Annotated in this window: 16 protein-coding genes; 4 read left to right on the forward strand and 12 right to left on the reverse strand. The window is 72.7% G+C overall.

The window, feature by feature from the left end; translation table 11 throughout:
* Positions 1-166 precede the first annotated feature (166 nt).
* Positions 167-1,762 (reverse strand): pectate lyase family protein, encoded by a 1,596-nt coding sequence (locus F9C41_RS31460; RefSeq protein ID WP_155390444.1) that lies wholly within the window; start codon positions 1,760-1,762, stop codon positions 167-169.
* A gap of 578 nt (positions 1,763-2,340) precedes the next feature.
* Here F9C41_RS31460 and F9C41_RS31465 point away from each other — a divergent pair.
* Complete coding sequence (locus F9C41_RS31465; protein ID WP_155390445.1) at positions 2,341-2,541, forward strand: hypothetical protein; 201 nt, start codon at positions 2,341-2,343, stop codon at positions 2,539-2,541.
* Between the two features lie 16 nt (positions 2,542-2,557).
* Here the strand turns inward: F9C41_RS31465 and F9C41_RS31470 are convergent, their stop codons facing one another.
* From F9C41_RS31470 to F9C41_RS31495, 6 genes are read right to left on the reverse strand one after another with little or no spacing between them, the layout of a single operon-like run.
* A complete protein-coding gene (locus F9C41_RS31470) occupies positions 2,558-3,676 on the reverse strand; it encodes a cytochrome P450 (RefSeq protein WP_155390446.1) in 1,119 nt (372 codons plus the stop codon).
* Entirely contained in the window at positions 3,673-4,743 is a 1,071-nt protein-coding gene (locus F9C41_RS31475) for a glycosyltransferase family 2 protein (protein ID WP_155390447.1), read from the reverse strand. Before F9C41_RS31475 ends, F9C41_RS31470 begins: the two co-directional genes overlap by 4 nt.
* A complete protein-coding gene (locus tag F9C41_RS31480) occupies positions 4,731-5,396 on the reverse strand; it encodes a lysophospholipid acyltransferase family protein (protein ID WP_155390448.1) in 666 nt (221 codons plus the stop codon). Before F9C41_RS31480 ends, F9C41_RS31475 begins: the two co-directional genes overlap by 13 nt.
* A complete protein-coding gene (locus F9C41_RS31485) occupies positions 5,389-5,718 on the reverse strand; it encodes a lycopene cyclase domain-containing protein (protein ID WP_155390449.1) in 330 nt (109 codons plus the stop codon). Before F9C41_RS31485 ends, F9C41_RS31480 begins: the two co-directional genes overlap by 8 nt.
* Positions 5,708-6,151, reverse strand: coding sequence for a lycopene cyclase domain-containing protein (locus F9C41_RS31490; RefSeq protein WP_155390450.1), 444 nt, complete (start codon positions 6,149-6,151; stop codon positions 5,708-5,710). The genes F9C41_RS31485 and F9C41_RS31490 overlap by 11 nt, the downstream gene beginning before the upstream one ends.
* Positions 6,151-7,068 carry a phytoene/squalene synthase family protein gene (locus tag F9C41_RS31495; protein WP_155390451.1) on the reverse strand — a complete coding sequence of 306 codons (918 nt, stop codon included), beginning with the start codon at positions 7,066-7,068 and terminating at the stop codon, positions 6,151-6,153. The genes F9C41_RS31490 and F9C41_RS31495 overlap by 1 nt, the downstream gene beginning before the upstream one ends.
* 68 nt (positions 7,069-7,136) lie before the next feature.
* Here F9C41_RS31495 and F9C41_RS31500 point away from each other — a divergent pair, with 68 nt between their 5' ends.
* The 3 genes from F9C41_RS31500 to F9C41_RS31510 all read left to right on the forward strand — a co-directional run bounded on the left by F9C41_RS31500 (position 7,137) and on the right by F9C41_RS31510 (position 10,724).
* Positions 7,137-8,267, forward strand: a complete 1,131-nt coding sequence (locus F9C41_RS31500) for a polyprenyl synthetase family protein (protein ID WP_155390452.1) — start codon at positions 7,137-7,139, stop codon at positions 8,265-8,267.
* 17 nt (positions 8,268-8,284) lie between these two features.
* Positions 8,285-9,757 (forward strand): phytoene desaturase family protein, encoded by a 1,473-nt coding sequence (gene crtI / locus F9C41_RS31505; protein ID WP_155390453.1) that lies wholly within the window; start codon positions 8,285-8,287, stop codon positions 9,755-9,757.
* Between the two features lie 94 nt (positions 9,758-9,851).
* Positions 9,852-10,724, forward strand: coding sequence for a MerR family transcriptional regulator (locus F9C41_RS31510; protein ID WP_155390454.1), 873 nt, complete (start codon positions 9,852-9,854; stop codon positions 10,722-10,724).
* Between the two features lie 112 nt (positions 10,725-10,836).
* Here the strand turns inward: F9C41_RS31510 and F9C41_RS31515 are convergent, their stop codons facing one another.
* Genes F9C41_RS31515 through F9C41_RS31535 form a run of 5 tightly spaced genes read right to left on the reverse strand, consistent with a single transcriptional unit; the run spans position 10,837 to position 14,771 of the window.
* On the reverse strand, positions 10,837-11,580 hold the full coding sequence (locus F9C41_RS31515) for a maleate cis-trans isomerase family protein (RefSeq protein WP_155390455.1): 744 nt from the start codon (positions 11,578-11,580) through the stop codon (positions 10,837-10,839).
* A 58-nt stretch (positions 11,581-11,638) separates the two neighbouring features.
* Positions 11,639-12,298 (reverse strand): hypothetical protein, encoded by a 660-nt coding sequence (locus tag F9C41_RS31520; protein WP_155390456.1) that lies wholly within the window; start codon positions 12,296-12,298, stop codon positions 11,639-11,641.
* On the reverse strand, positions 12,295-13,068 hold the full coding sequence (locus F9C41_RS31525) for an SDR family oxidoreductase (protein WP_155390457.1): 774 nt from the start codon (positions 13,066-13,068) through the stop codon (positions 12,295-12,297). Before F9C41_RS31525 ends, F9C41_RS31520 begins: the two co-directional genes overlap by 4 nt.
* Before the next feature lie 52 nt (positions 13,069-13,120).
* Positions 13,121-14,071: a hypothetical protein gene (locus F9C41_RS31530; protein WP_155390458.1), complete on the reverse strand. Its 951-nt coding sequence runs from the start codon at positions 14,069-14,071 to the stop codon at positions 13,121-13,123.
* Complete coding sequence (locus F9C41_RS31535; RefSeq protein WP_155390459.1) at positions 14,064-14,771, reverse strand: hypothetical protein; 708 nt, start codon at positions 14,769-14,771, stop codon at positions 14,064-14,066. Before F9C41_RS31535 ends, F9C41_RS31530 begins: the two co-directional genes overlap by 8 nt.
* Positions 14,772-14,773 lie beyond the last annotated feature (2 nt).

Consider the following 14,773-nt stretch of genomic DNA (forward strand, 5'->3'; position numbering starts at 1 on the left):
CTCCGGTCGGACGGTCGACAAGCCGGGTCACCGCCGACTTCATTGACGTAGAGGCCCGCAGCCTGGCGCGCAGGTGCGCCGCCGAGGACAGCGGGACCTGCCGGTCGGACAGCGAAGGGGCGGGAGCCGTCGGCTCCCGCCCCTCTTCGTGCCGTTGCGACAGCTGTCAGCTGGCGTAGGTCTCGAACTCGGCGACCTTCGGCGCGGCGGTGGAGCTGGTGATCCGGAAGGTGACCTTGGTGGTCGAGGTGGCGGTGAAGGTGATGGTGCCCGCGCCGCTGCCCGACTTCAGCACGGCGCCGGTGGCACCGTTGAGGACCTGCCAGGACCCGATGGCCCCGGTGGAGCCGGACGCCTCGCGGATGATGATCCGGGACACCGACTTGGCGGCACTCCACTTGACCGAGATGTCACCGGTCGCGCCGGAAGGCGACCAGAAGGTGCTCAGGTTGCCGTCCTTCACGTTGCCGTAGCTCGTGCCGCTGGCCTTGCTGGTGCCGTCGGCACCGGCGTCGGAGGCGAGGCTGAGGTTGGTGCCGCTGGGCGGCGGCGGGCTGCTGCTCGGCGAGGTCGACGGCTGCGGCGACGGGCCGGTGCTCGCCGACGCGGACGGGCGCGGCGAGGGGCTGCTGCTCGGGCCCGCGGACGGCGACACCGGCGTGCAGCTGCCGTTCGACACCTGCAGGCCCTTGTTCGCGCCCGCCGTCGCGGCGACGACGCTCGGCACGCAGCTCGCCGCGTCCAGCGTGTAGGAGTACGGGATGCTGACCGTGGTGTTGGACTGCACGTTCGGGCCGGCGGGGTTCGTGTCGGTGCCGGGGCTCGACCAGGTCACGTTGTCGAAGATGTTGCCGCTGACCTGCCAGTAGCCGGCCTCGCTGGTGTAGAACGTGCCGAGCACGTCCTTGGAGTTCTTGAAGTAGTTGTTGTCGACCTTGGCGCGCGCCCCGGCCCGGGAGTTGATGCCGGACTCGTGGAGGCTCACGTAGCTGTTGTTGTAGATGTGCGCGATGCCGCCGCGCAGCAGGGGCGTACGTGAGTCGATGTTCTCGTACAGGTTGTGGTGGAACGTGATGAAGCTGTTGCCGGTGTCGCTCTCGCTGGACCCGATGAGACCGCCGCGGCCCGAGTTGCGCAGGGTGCTGTAGGACAGCGTCACGTACTCGACGTCGTTCTTCATGTCGAAGAGGCCGTCGAAGCCCTCCGCCTCGCCGCCCGAGGCCTCAAGGTTGACGTGGTCGACCCAGATGTTGCGGACGGTGCTCTCCATGCCGATGGCGTCGCCGCCGTTGGACAGGGGCGAGCCAGACTTCTTGACGTTCCGCACGGTCACGTTCTGGATGATGATGTTGCTGGAGTCCCGGATGTGGATGCCCAGCTGGTCGAAGATCGCGCCGCCGCCGACCCCGATGATCGTGACGTTGCTGATCTCCTTGAGCTCGATCACATCAGCGGCGGTGTTGCAGCTCGAGCCCGACACCTTGGTGGTGTTGCCGTGGTTGATGGTCCCGGAGACCTGGATGATGATCGGGGTGCTGCTGCTGGCCCGGCTGCACAGAGCCGCGTGGATCGCGGTTCCCGTGGAGGCCTGCACCGTCGCACCGCCCGCGCCGCCGGTGGTCCCGCCGTTCTGGGTGGCGAAGCCGGTGACGCCGCCGGTTGCCGCGGACGCCTGGGGCGCCTGCAGCGCCACGCCGATCGCGGCCACCGCGGCCGTGGTGGCCGCCGCCGCCAGAAGTCGCCGTGTGACTGGTCGTTTCATCTTCGTCTCGCTTTCGTCTTCGTTCGCGGGTTGCGCCGCGGAGGTGATGGGTCGGCGCGGCGGTCCGGCGAGGCTGTGGGCCTGTCGCCTGGTGCCGGGCAGGTCGCGGATCGACCCTGAGCGGTGCTCTTCTCGATATGGCCTGGTCTGCGATGCCGCCGAAGCCTGGATCGGGCCGTCGAGGCCGTCAGCGGCTGCGCTCGCGCCGAATCGTCGGGGCCGTGGGTTCCGTCTCGAGGTCGGAGCCGCCCGATAGGGAACGTTCGGGCGTCAGTACCCACGCGCCCCGGTCACGTCCGGCGGGAGGCCCGTTCCGTCGGCGTTTCGGGAAAGCGCATTCCTTAACAAGGTGCAGTCCGAACGAGACGAAGTCAATGGATCACCGTGTGCAGGATTGTTGCAGCGCGGAGCCCTTCGGACCGCTCTTGAGCCATTGACAGGCGTCGGCGGGCCGCCATATGTTGTCCTACCTGGAATGCGCTTTCCAGGTGCGGCCGCGAGGCTGCCCGTCATCGGAGGGAGTCGCTGGCGCGGGTTGCCGGGTCCGGCAGCCGCGAACGCTGATCGACGACGACCGGGTGCCTTCGGTGCGGGCGGCGGTGCGCTACTACGAGCAGAACCTCGGCTGGACGCCGCTTGCCGGGGCGTTCGCGGGCGGCACCCTGGTGGCCGTCGGCGGCGACGCCGCGGCCGAGCCGGTGACCAGGTGCAACGCCTTCCGCCTGCCTGACTGCGTGTTCGAGCCGCCGTTCGAGGACTTCAAGCACTTCGGACAGTGAGGATGTGGCAGCGGGTCTACCAGCGCCGGTCGAGCCAGAGCGGCCCCCGGGGTCGCAGCGCGATCGCGGCGCTCGGGGTCGGGTCGCCCTCCACCTGGGCGAGTTTCGCCTCGCACCACGGCGTCAGGGCGGCGCGCAGCATGGCCCGGGCCAGGTGCGCGCCGAGGCAGGTGCGCCGCCCGCCGCTGAACGGCAGGAAGCCCCAGGCGGGCCGCCCGTCCTCGAAGCGCTCGGGCCGGAATGTGTCCGGTTCGGGCCACAGCCGCTCGTCGCGATGGGTGAGCAGCGGGGAGTACAGCACCAGCGTGCCCGCGGGCAGGTGGACGCCGTTGATCGTGGCGTCGTGGGCGGTGATGCGGCTGCCCAGCCACCCGGCCGGGTAAAGGCGCAGGATTTCGTCGAGCACCTGCCCGAGCGTGTCGGCCTGCCGCCACTCGGGCGCGCCGGCCAGGTGCCACAGGGCCCAGGCCAGGGTGTGCGCGGTGGTGTCGTAGCCGGCGGCGAGCCCGACCCGGAGCTCCGCGACCGCGTCGTCCATCCCGGACAGCGCCTCGGCGAGGCTGCCCGGCCGCGGGTCGGCGAGGATCGCGGCGATGGCCGCGTCGAGGCGGCGGAACAGCAGCGGCCGCGGGATCATCGGGCCGGGCGCGGGCCGCTGCAGCGGGTGCAGGAAGTCGGCCAGCAGCCGGTCGGGCATGGCGCCGGCGAAGAAGGCGGCGTTGAGCATCCGGCGCACCACGTCGCTCGCCCAGCCCAGCGCCTCGAACCGGCCGGTGGGCAGATCCGCGCGCGCCACCAGGTCGAGGCGTTCGGGCAGGTGGTCCAGGGCGCGGGCGTGGAAGTGCGGGTTGAGTTCCCGGCGGCGCGGGTCGTGGGCGGGATTGTCCTGGTAGACCACCCCGGCGGACAGGTACGGCGTGAGCCCGCTGAGGCTGCCGACGCTGCGGAACGTGTCCAGGTCGCCGAGCACGGCGCGATTCCAGTCCGGGGTGTAGCCGACCACGGCGGTGCGCCACAGCCGCAGCCGGAACACGTCGCCGGTGCGGGCCCCGTCCTGCAGCAGCCGCACCGGGTCGGTGGTCCACCGCCACAGGTGGCCCAGCAGCGGCGTGCCCGCGGGCGCGGGGAGGTTCACCGGTATTCCCGTCCCTTCCAGACCGCCGTGCGGCGCAGCGCGGTCAGGTAGACGGGCAGGGCGGCGGGCGCGGTGAACGGCACCAGCGCGGCTTCGGCGTACGCCCCGCGCCCGGTCTTGGCGTTGGACAGCACCCGCTCGGCGAGCCCGAGCACCGCCGCGGCCCGCCACCCCCCGCCGCGCCGCCACAGCAGCCACGGCACCGTGTACGCGGTCAGGTTCCAGGCGAAGCTCGCCGCCAGCAGCACGTCACTGCCGCCGTGCGCGGCCCGCATGCTCTTGCCGACGCCGCGTACGGCGCTGTGGTAGTCGTCGTACATGCGGGTGCTCACCAGGTCGCCGCCGAGCGCGAGCCCCAGCTTGAGGCCCTTGCGGCGGCTGAGCCGGGCCAGTGCCAGGTCTTCGACGATCTCGCCGGCCACCGCCGCGTGCCCGCCCACGTGCGCGTAGGCGGCGCGGCGGAAGGCCAGCAGCTGCCCGTTGGCGACCGCGGCGGCCGGGATCGGCAGGTCGAGCAGCTGGTGCGGCAGGAAGCCGAGCAGGTTCTCGTCGATCAGCGGCACCAGGAAGCGCTCGCCGAGGGTGCCCGTCTGCTGGCGCGGGAACACCGAGAACACGTCGGCGCGCTGGCGGCGCAGCTGCGCCCACACCGCGTCCAGCGCACCGGGTCGCAGGGTCACGTCCGCGTCCAGGAAGACCAGCAGGTCGCCGGTGGCGGCCAGGGCGAGCTGGTGGCAGGCCCAGTTCTTGCCGATCCAGCCGTCGGGGCGGGGCGCGCCGGTGATCAGCTTCAGGCGCGGGTCGGCGAAGCCCGCCACGACGTCGGCGGTGCCGTCGGTCGAGCCGTCGTCGAGGACCAGGATCTCCTCGGCGGGCTGGGCGAGCAGGCCGGGCAGGGTGTACGGGAGCCGGGCGGCCTCGTCGCGCGCGGGCACCAGCAGCGAGGTGCGCGGACGGCCCGGCGCCGAGCGCCCGCGGGCCAGCACCGGGAAGGAACGGGTGTTGCTCACCAGCCCGGCGGTCTTGACCAGGTGGAAGCCCAGCACGGCGGCGCTCAGGACGCCCACGGCGCCGCTCCCTGCATGGCGTCGATGCGCTCGTCCACGCTGCGCCGCCCGGCGAGCACCCGGCGGAAGCTCGCCAACGGGCGGCGCGGATCCGCGACGGCGAGCTGGCTGTCCAGCGCGGACAGATCGGCGGCGAGGGTTTCGGCCAGCCGCTCGGTGACCTGGTCGTCGCGGCCGCGGCGGGTCACCTCGGTGCAGGAGACGTACGCCTCGGGCTTGGTCTGGCCGCGCATGGCCACCCGGACCGCGACCGCGTACAGCGGCACCCGCGCCTGGCGGGCAAACCAGGCCGCGCCGGGGGACAGCGGGGCGGGCGGGCCGGCGGGGCGCAGCTCGCCCTCGGGGTAGATGACCAGGGTGCGCCCCTCGGCCAGGTGCCGCAGCCCGGTGCGAGGCTCGGCGGTGCCGAACACGCCCACTCGGCGCACGAACCGGTACCGGGCCAGGTTGTCCTGCGCCATGATCAGGCACGCGGGGTGCCGCGAGCGATCCAGCACGACGGACGCCACGAACGGGTCCCACCAGCTGTGATGGTTGGCGGCCCAGACGAACGGGCCGCGGGGCAGCCCGCCGCGCAGCCACACCCCGCGCAGGTCGCGTCGGACCAGGTAGGTGAAGCCGTGTCGCAGGAACGCCGCCACCGGGTCACCCATCGCGGCCCTCGCCGCCGTCGGCCGGGCGCAGCCGCTGCCACAGCAGCAGGGTCAGCGTGATCAGGGCGAGGCCGAACCCGTAGTCCTCGACGGGGATGTGCCACGGCACGCGAATCCCGCTGATCTGGTCCTCGGCGTAGTGCACCACGGTGGCGTCGGGCCGGGTGAGCCAGCCGTCGACGGGCACCATGAACGCCAGCGAGATCGCCACGGTGATCCAGTACCGGGCCGTCCGCAGCAGCCCGGTGCGCAGCACGACGAACTCCAAGGCCACCACCGCGACCGGGGCGGCGACGGCGGCGACCGTGTACTCAGCGGCCACGTCGGCCCCCGGCGGAGGCCCTGGCGCGCGGGGCGTCGGGTCCGGTGGCCGGATCACGCCGTGCGGGCTCTTCGGCGGGGACGCCGCGGGCTCGGCGCAGCATCCCGGCGCGCTCAGCGCGGCGCAGCAGTCGCGGGCCGCCGCCCAGCACCTCGAAGGTGAGCAGCGCGCACAGCGGCACGACCACGAAGAACAGCCACTCCTCCCACGGTAGGCCCGCGACGGTGACGCCGGTGGTGTACCGCGGCGAGAACCACCAGTGGCCGCGCGCGACGGCGATCAGGTCCCAGAGCACGAACACGGCCACCACCGGGACGAGCGTGGCCAACAGCCGCCGCGGCTGCCGGTAGACGCGCGCGCCGAGCACCGGCTCCAGCGGCAGCGTCACGGCGACGCAGGCAGCCAGGATCAGCAGGTAGCGCAGGGCGTCCATCAGCTCGCCCGCTCCGGCGCGCGGGATGTCGCGATCGGGGTGCCGGCGGGGGTGAGCAGGCAGCGGGCGGCTACCTGCAACCGGCGGCGGGTGGGCACGGTCGCGCGGCGGGCGAAGACGTCGAGGTCGGCGCGTTCGATCTCGTCGAGGATGCCGCCGTAGAGGTGGAACGCGGTGCGGATGCAGGCCTGCGAGGTCGGCGCGAGCATGGTCACGCCCGGAGCCGCCGCGGCGTAGTGCTCGCGGGCCCGGGTGATCTCGTAGCGGACCAGCTCCCGGATGGCCGTGGTGGCGGTGCCGCACGCCGCGGCCTGGTACAGCTCCGCCGGGCTCACGCCGAACGTGCGCAGGTCGCACTGGGGAAGGTAGATCCGTCCCCGCTGCAGGTCCTCGCCGACGTCGCGCAGGAAGTTGGTCAGCTGGAAGGCCAGCCCGAGCTGGCGGGCGGGTTCACGGGCCACGTCGGCGTCGGCCGGTTCCAGGATCGGCAGCATCATCGTGCCGATGACCGCTGCGCTGCCCTCCATGTAGCCGAGCAGGTCGCCGTAGTCGGCGTACTCGGTGACCTCGAGGTCCATGGCCATGCTGCGCAGGAACGACGCGAAGTCGGCGCGGTCCATGGCGAAGCGCTCGATGGTGTGCAGCACGGCGGGCAGCAGCGGATCGTCGACCCGGGCGCCGTGCAGGCCCGCCACGAAGCGGTCGGACCACTCGCGCAGCCGGGCGGCGCGCACGGCGGGCGGCAGGTCGTCGGTGCTGTCGACGATCTCGTCGGCGTAGCGGGTGAAGCCGTAGAGCGCGTGCACGTGCGGGCGCTTCCAGGCCGGGAGCAGGCGGGTGGCCAGGTAGTACGTGCGGCCGTGGCGGCGGTGCAGCTGCCGGCAGCGCTCGTACGCCGCGGCGAGTTCAGGCTCCACGGGGCTCTCCTGTCGGGAATATCGACTCAACAATCGACGCAACTTCGAGTCTACGTTAATCTGGGCCCGTGGCAAACGACACCTACTCCGCGACCGCCCCCTTCCATACCCCGGCTGCGGGTGCCGGGCCGGTAGACCACGCCGCTGACCTGCACCAACGTGTCGAACAAGCGCTCAGCGACTTCGTGCTCGCCGAGACGGCCGCGCTGCTGGACGTCGACCACGCGCTCGAACCGCTGCTGGCCGCGGCCCGCGACGCCGTGCTCGGCGGGGGCAAGCGCATCCGCCCGCTGTTCGCCTACTGGGGCTGGCGCAGCGTGGCCGGCCCGGATGCGCCCGTGCAGCCGGTGCTGCCCGCGCTCGCCGCGCTGGAGCTGCTGCACGCGTTCGCGCTGGTCCACGACGATGTGATGGACCGCTCCGCCACCCGCCGGGGCCGCCCCACCGCGCACCGGGCGCTCGCCGCCGCGCACGCCGGGCAGCGGCTGCGTGGCGACGCCGACCGCTTCGGCGACGCCGGCGCGATCCTCGTCGGTGACTTGTGCCTGGTCTGGGCCGACCGGCTGATGAGCCGGGCCAGGGTGCACTCGGCGGCGCTGGCCGGCGCGCGGGCGGCGTACGACCGGATGCGGATCGAGGCCATCGCCGGGCAGTTCCTGGACGTGCTCGGCGACCACGCGCCGACCTGGTCCCCGGAGCAGGCGCTGCGCACCGCCCGGCTCAAGACGGCCGGTTACACCGCCACCTGGCCCCTGCACTACGGAGCGGCGCTGGCCGGAGCCCCGGCGGCGACGTTCGCCCGCGGGCCGCTCGGGCGCGCCTACACCCGCTACGGGCTGGCCGTCGGCGAGGCCTTCCAGCTGCGCGACGACCTGCTCGGCCTGTACGGCGAACCCGCCGTCACCGGCAAGCCGGTGGGCGACGACCTCGGCAAGCCGACCGTGCTCCTGCTGCTGGCTCGCGCCCGGGCCACCGCGGCTCAGCACGCCGAGCTGGATAAACTGCTGGCCGCCGCGCATCCCGACATCACCCGGCTGGGCGAGGTGATCCGCGCGACCGGGGCCGCGCAGCGGCTCGGCGACATGATCACCGAGCGGGTGGCCGAGGCGCGGGGCGTGCTCGCCGACGCGCCCGTCGACCAGCCCGTCCGTGCGGCGCTCGGCGAGCTCGCCGCCGCGGTGGCCTGGCGCGCGGCATGACCGGAAGGAGCGCACGCATGCGGACGGTGCCCGGAAGAACCGATCACGTGGTCGTGGTGGGGGCGGGGCTGGGCGGGCTGGCGTGCGCGCTGCACCTGGCCGGCGCCGGGCGGCAGGTGACCGTGCTGGAGCGCGAGGACGTCCCGGGCGGCCGGGCCGGGCGGCTGGACCGCGACGGGTACACGTTCGACACCGGCCCGACCGTGCTGACCATGCCGGACCTGATCGCCGAGGGCTTCGCCGCGGTGGGTGAGGACATGGCCGACTGGCTCACCCTCACCCCGCTGGACCCGGCATACCGGGCCTGGTTCCCGGACGGCTCGAAGCTCGACGTCATCGCCGACCCGGACCGGATGGCCGAGGAGATCGCCCAGGTCTGCGGGCCTCGGGAGGCCGACGGCTACCGGCGCTTCGTCGCGTACGCCCGCAGGCTCTGGGAGCTGGAACGCCACGACTTCATCGAGCGCAACTTCGACAGCCCTCGCGACCTGCTCACCGCCAACCTGCTGCGGCTGGTCGCGGCAGGGGCGTTCGGGCGGCTGCAGAACCGCGTCGACTCGTTCCTCTCCGACGAGCGCACCCGGCGGATCTTCTCGTTCCAGGCGATGTACGCGGGCCTGTCCCCGCACAAGGCGCTGGCCGTGTACACCGTCATCGCGTACCTCGACTCCGTCGCCGGGGTGTACTTCCCGCACGGCGGCATGCACGCGGTGCCCAAGGCCATGGCCGCGGCCGCGGAGAAGCACGGTGTGCGCCTGCGCTACGGCACCGAGGCACTGCGCGTGGAGACGAGCGGCGGCCGGGCGACCGCGGTGGTCACCACGGAGGGCGAGCGCATTCCCGCCGACGCCGTCGTGCTCAACCCGGACACCGCCGCCGCGCACGCGCTGCTGCCCGGCTCGCACCCCCGCAAGCTGCGCTACTCGCCGTCGTGCGTGGTGATGCACATCGGCTCCGGCGCGGCTTACCCCGAAGCCGGACACCACAACATCCACTTCGGTCATGAGTGGCGGCGCACCTTCGACGAGGTGATCACGAAGGGGGAGCTGATGAGCGACCCGTCGCTGCTGGTCACCAACCCGAGCCGCACCGACCCGTCGGTCGCCCCGGCCGGACGGCACACCTACTACGTGCTCGCGCCCGTGCCCAACCTGGTCACCGGGGACCAGGACTGGCGCGGGGCGCTGGCCGACCGGTACGCCGACGAGCTGGTCGACGTTCTCGAAGCGCGGGGCTACCCCGGCTTCAAGGCGGGCGTGCAGACCCGGACCGTGATCACCCCGGCCGACTGGGCCGACCTGGGCATGGACGCGGGCACCCCGTTCGCGGCCGCGCACACGCTGACCCAGTCGGGCCCGTTCCGGCCGCGCAACCTGCACCCGGCCCTGTCCAATGTGGTCTTCACCGGCTCCGGCACCACCCCCGGCGTCGGCGTGCCGATGGTGCTGATCTCGGGCAAACTCGCCGCACAACGCATCGTCGGCGGCTGAGCATGTCCCACGCCACGCCGGGTGCGCCGGGCATGAGCGGGCGAACCGGGACGACCGTGACTCATGCCGCAGCCGAGCGACGCGAGGTGAAGGCATGAGCGAACAGGGCCGCAGCGCCGGGGACGTCGCGCGGCGGCTCGGCGTCGCGGTGACCACGCTGCGCACCTGGCACCAGCGGTACGGACTCGGGCCGAGCGAACATGTCGCGCACCGGCACCGCCGCTACACGCCCGACGACGTGGCCCGCCTCGAAGTGATGTGCCGGCTGACCACCGAGGGCGTGCCCGCCCACGAGGCGGCCCGGATCGCGCTGGCCGGGCTGCCCGGCGAACCCGCCGCCGCCCGCCTCGCCCCGGTCGCCGACCCATCGGCGCGCGGGCTCACCGTCGCCGCGGTGCGCCTGGACATGCCGGCCATGCTGGCGACCATCGCCTCGGCGGTACGCGGCCGCGGCGTCGTCCACGCCTGGGACCACCTGCTGTGCCCGGTGCTGGTGGAGGTCGCCCGGAGGCAGGAGCCGGACGGCCACCTGATCGAAGCCGAGCACCTGCTGTCGCGCTGCATCCTGGAGGTGCTGTGGACGGTCCCCCGCCCGTTCGGTGCGGCCGCCGCCCGCACCCTGCTGGCCTGCGCCGCCGAGGAGCAGCACACCCTGCCCCTGGAGGCGCTGGCCGCCGCGCTGGCCGAGCAGGGCTGCGGCAGCCGCATGCTGGGTGCCCGCGTGCCACCCCCGGCCCTGGCCGACGCCATCCGCCGCACCGGCCCCGCCGCCGTCTTCATCTGGTCCCAGTTCGCCCCCACCGGCGACCCGGCCCAGCTCACGCCCGTCCTCGCCGCCCGCCCCCGCCCGGCCCTGATCGCCGCCGCCGGCCCCGGCTGGACCGCCCCACTCCCCGCCGGAGTGACCCGCCCTGTCGACCTCTCCGACGCCCTACGCCTAGCCCTACCCCTGACAACCCGCCACTGACCGCCCCGCCCCGCCCACCCGCAAGATCGCGACGATCTTGCGCGAACTGTTGGGATATGCCCGGAAAGGGTGTGTCATACCCCCAGTCCACGCAAGATCGTCGCGATCTTGGTCAGTGGTCGCGGAGGAGGGAGCCGGCGCCGTGGATCTTGTCGGTGATGCCGTTGTCGCGTAGTGCCATCCACCAGGTGGCGGCGTTGATGGCGAGGACGGGTTTGCCGAGCCAGCGCTCGGCTTCGTCGGCCAGGCGGACCATCGACAGGTTCGTGCCGCACTGGACGATGGCGTCGACGTCGGGGCCGTCGACCTTGCGGATCGCGTCGCGCAGCTCGTCCTCGGTGACGTGGGCGATGGCGACGGCGGTGGGGCACTTGAGGCCCTCGATCGCGGTCACCTCGAAGCCGATCTCACTGAAGAACTTGACCACGTTCTGGTCGCCGACGGGCTGGTAGGGGGTGACCACGCCGATGCGGCGGGCGCCGTAGATCTTGAGGGCACGCTCGCAGGCCTCGGCGCCGGTGGCGACCTCCAGGCCGGTGATGGCCTTGATCTGGCGGACGAACTCGCGGTTGCCCTCGACCCCGCCCCAGAACGTCTCCGCCGACATGCCCATGACCATGTAGTCGGGCTCGCAGGTCAGCACCCGTTCGCAGGCCGCGCCGATCTCGTCGCGGATCTGCACCAGCAGGTGCTCGAAGTTCGCGTCGTCGGACAGGTCCTGGTTGCGGATGTGGATGCGGGAGAAGTGCGCGGTCACGCCCGGCACCGTCATCGAGTAGAAGTCCGGCTCGACGATGGTGTTGGTGGACGGGGCGATGACGCCGAACTTGCGTCGCCAGCCGAGTGCGTCGGTCATGCCCGCTCCTCGCTTCGCTCGCCGCCGGCATGGACGCCGGTTGCCATGATTCGCTCGCTCATGCGGTCACCTCCACGGGACGAGTCGCGGCGGTGGCCGCGCGGACGGTGAGCAGGGCGGCGGTCAGGAAGACGGCCTGGGCGAGGGTGTTGGTGCCCTGCTCCAGCCACTGGAAGCCGAGCGTCTCGTGCTGCGGGTGGTTGCGCAGCGGCACCAGTGAGGTGACCGCGATGATGCCGAGCACGTACAGCGCGACCGCGCCCCAGGCCCGGCGGCGGCCGGCCAGCACCGCGCCGAGCACGCTGATCGCGGTGACCCCAGTGGTCGCCGCGATGAACGCCGGCTGCACGCTCCCCAGCGCGACCGCGGACCCCGCGACACCCACACCCACCAGGGCGTACGGCCACCACGGCGCGCGCCGCCCCCGCAGTGTCGTGTGCAGCGACCACAGCACCAGCAGCGCACCGGTCGCCATCAGCGGGAACAGCGACTGCTCCAGCCAGCGCACGTCGCTGCCGAACGCGGACAGGATCAGCTTCCAGGTGGACTTGGCCACCCCGCCGAGGCCGATCAGCACGGCCCCGAACCGGCCGATCGCGGCGACCCGCCGGTCGATCGCGGCGGAGGCCCCGCCGAGCAGCCAGAACCCGGCCAGTGCCAGCAGCGTGGGGACGTAGTCCTCCAGTGCCATGATCACCGGGTAGTCGTTGGTGTTCACGCGTCCTCCCCGAACACGTCGCGCTTGCGGAACGCGGTCAGGAAACGCCAGAACGCCTTGCCCCGGGTCAGCCACGCCACCCGGCCCCCGTTCGGGGCACCGGCCAGCACTTTCTCGGCGAGCCACGGGGTGACGGTCTCCACCCGGTCCGCGAGGATGTTGAAGATCTTCTTGGCCTGCGCCAGTTCCTCAGGCGTGTAGTCGTGCGTGAGCAGGTCGGTGACGACCATGCCGGGAGACAGGTGGTGCACGGTGACCCCGGTGCCGGCGACCTCCTTGGCGAGGCTGTCCGTGGTGTATGTGACGGCCCGCTTGGTCGCGCCATACACGGTCAGACCTGGGCGGAGCATCCCGTTGGAGCCGAAGCCCTCCATGTTCCACAGCGCGCCCGAGCCCTGGGCCTGCATTCCGGCCAGCACGACGGCGCTGGCGTGCAGCAGGCCGCGCAGATTCAGGTCCACGGTCGCGTCCAGCTCCCCGGGGGCGAGTTCCCACAGCTTGCGGCGGGTCGGGGACATGCCCGCGTTGTTGATCCAGATGTCGACCCGACCGTGCCGTTCGACGGCCGCGTCCCAGAGCCGCTGCACGGCCTCCCGGTCGGTGACGTCGGCGACCACGCCGAAGGCCTGTGGCACCTGCTCCTCGGCCCGCTTCACCGAGTCGACGGACCGTCCGCAGTAGACGACCTGGGCTCCCCGTGCCGCGAGTTCCCGCACCAGCCCGAGCCCGATGCCCCTGGTCCCGCCGGTGACGACCACTACCTTGGTCATGCCGTCGCCCTCCGGGTCGCCCCGACCGACGCGGGGTCGAAGTGCCGTGCGCTCACGCGGCGTCCTCCCATTCCAGCAGGCCGTGCAGGACGCCGTCGAGCACGTTGCCGTCGAAGATCTCATAGACGACGGCGAGCCGCTTGCCGGCTGACATGCCAGGTTCGGCGTCGATCATGAACTCGCGGTACTTCAGTTTGGTCACGTCGGTGAAGTGCAGCGAGCCGAACGCGGCGCGGCCGAAGGCCACCCCGTTGCCCCAGGCGTCCGGGCCCTCGTGGAACAGCCGGTTGCCGTCGCGCCGGGCCGACGCCGTGGCGGTCCGGTCCAGTGCCCCGGACCAGGTGAGAGTGCGGCGGGTGTGCAGCAGGTCGAGCGGTTCGAGGGTGATGCGCACGTCGACCGTGCCGCGCGGTTTCTGGTCGGCGCCCCAGAGCTCGCAGTTGCCCGCGTACGCCCCGGACTGCTTGGTGGGCATGATGTGCGGGACCGGGCCGCGGCGCGCCTCGGCCGCCAGGAAGTCGGCGACCCGGGCCTGGGTGGCGGGGTTGTCGTCGTGGTCGGTGCTGCGGGTGTAGACGCCGTTGAAGCAGCCGACGACCGCCCAGCCCTGGTAGAGCACGGAGGAGTACACCTGGGTCTGGCCGTCGGGCAGGATCTGGTTCCAGGTGTTGAGGTCGACCTGCCAGCCGGGGCCGTAGTAGTGCGAGTCCACGAACGAGCCGTAGGGCTGCCCGGTGCCGTAGAAGTCCGGCCCGGTGTACACCCGGTCGTCGTCGGCGTCCTTCACCCCGAACGCGAACGGCGCGCCCAGCCGGAACTGCCCCGCCAGCGGCCCGCCCCCGGTCAGCCCGCCGTCCATGTAATACGTGGTCACGCCGTTGTCGAACACCGACGAGCGCCGGATGTCCTCGTAGCCGCACCAGGTGCCGGTGGCGTCGAACAGCGACGGCCGCCCGTGCCACTCGCCGGTGATGCGCTGCTGCCACTCGCTGGGCTCAGCCATTGGCCACCAGCTCGGCCCGGATCGCGTCGGTGGTCTCGTCGCCGAGCAGCCGGGACACCTGCGCCCAGACCGGGTCGACGTCGCGGCTGAAGATGTTGGCGCGCACCGCCGCGTCCCTGGCGGCCAGGTCGACCCCGTCCGGGGCGGGCAGCCCCTTCTCGACCAGCGTCGACCAGTGGTCGGCGTACGCGTTCACGTGCGCGTCGATGCCCGCGAACGCCTCCTCGGTGGCCCGGTTGACCAGCATCCACGGCGACATGATGGCGCGCTGGCGCGGGCCGATCGCGGCGGGGGACAAGCCCTCGGTCGCCGAGGCGGCCTCGAACACCGGGGTCAGCGGGTGGAACGCCGCGTCCAGGTAGGGCAGGTTGACGGCCAGGTCGGCGCGCGGGATCAGGTCGAGGTGGAAGGCGTGGTACGAGCCGCCGTACACCGAGTCGAGGGTGAAGTGCGGGACGGCCGAGTCCTCGGGCGTGAACGCGAAGATCATGTGGCTGTCCAGGTGGATCATCGGGACCACCAGGCCCACGTACACGACCTTGGCGACGGCCTCGCCGCGGAAGATCCGCACCGAGCCGACCGGGGCGGGCGACATCGGGCTGGTCAGCTCGGCCAGCGGCGTCTCCTGCGCGACCAGGTCGGGGTGGCGGGCGAGTAAACGTTGCAGGGTGCGCTCGCACAGGTCGGCGGGCAGGCTCACGG

It is taken from the genome of Catellatospora paridis, from assembly GCF_009720365.1.
GTDB classification, from domain to species: domain Bacteria; phylum Actinomycetota; class Actinomycetes; order Mycobacteriales; family Micromonosporaceae; genus Catellatospora; species Catellatospora paridis.

What these genes read in the sequence shown, in the direction of transcription:
- F9C41_RS31530 (WP_155390458.1), bottom strand. Translation starts at nt 14,071, where the DNA reads ATGGCTGAGCCCAGCGAGTGGCAGCAGCGCATCACCGGCGAGTGGCAC.
- F9C41_RS31525 (WP_155390457.1), bottom strand. Translation starts at nt 13,068, where the DNA reads ATGACCAAGGTAGTGGTCGTCACCGGCGGGACCAGGGGCATCGGGCTC.
- F9C41_RS31515 (WP_155390455.1), bottom strand. Translation starts at nt 11,580, where the DNA reads ATGACCGACGCACTCGGCTGGCGACGCAAGTTCGGCGTCATCGCCCCG.
- F9C41_RS31460 (WP_155390444.1), bottom strand. Translation starts at nt 1,762, where the DNA reads ATGAAACGACCAGTCACACGGCGACTTCTGGCGGCGGCGGCCACCACG.
- F9C41_RS31480 (WP_155390448.1), bottom strand. Translation starts at nt 5,396, where the DNA reads ATGGGTGACCCGGTGGCGGCGTTCCTGCGACACGGCTTCACCTACCTG.
- F9C41_RS31510 (WP_155390454.1), top strand. Translation starts at nt 9,852, where the DNA reads ATGAGCGAACAGGGCCGCAGCGCCGGGGACGTCGCGCGGCGGCTCGGC.
- F9C41_RS31490 (WP_155390450.1), bottom strand. Translation starts at nt 6,151, where the DNA reads ATGGACGCCCTGCGCTACCTGCTGATCCTGGCTGCCTGCGTCGCCGTG.
- crtI (WP_155390453.1), top strand. Translation starts at nt 8,285, where the DNA reads ATGCGGACGGTGCCCGGAAGAACCGATCACGTGGTCGTGGTGGGGGCG.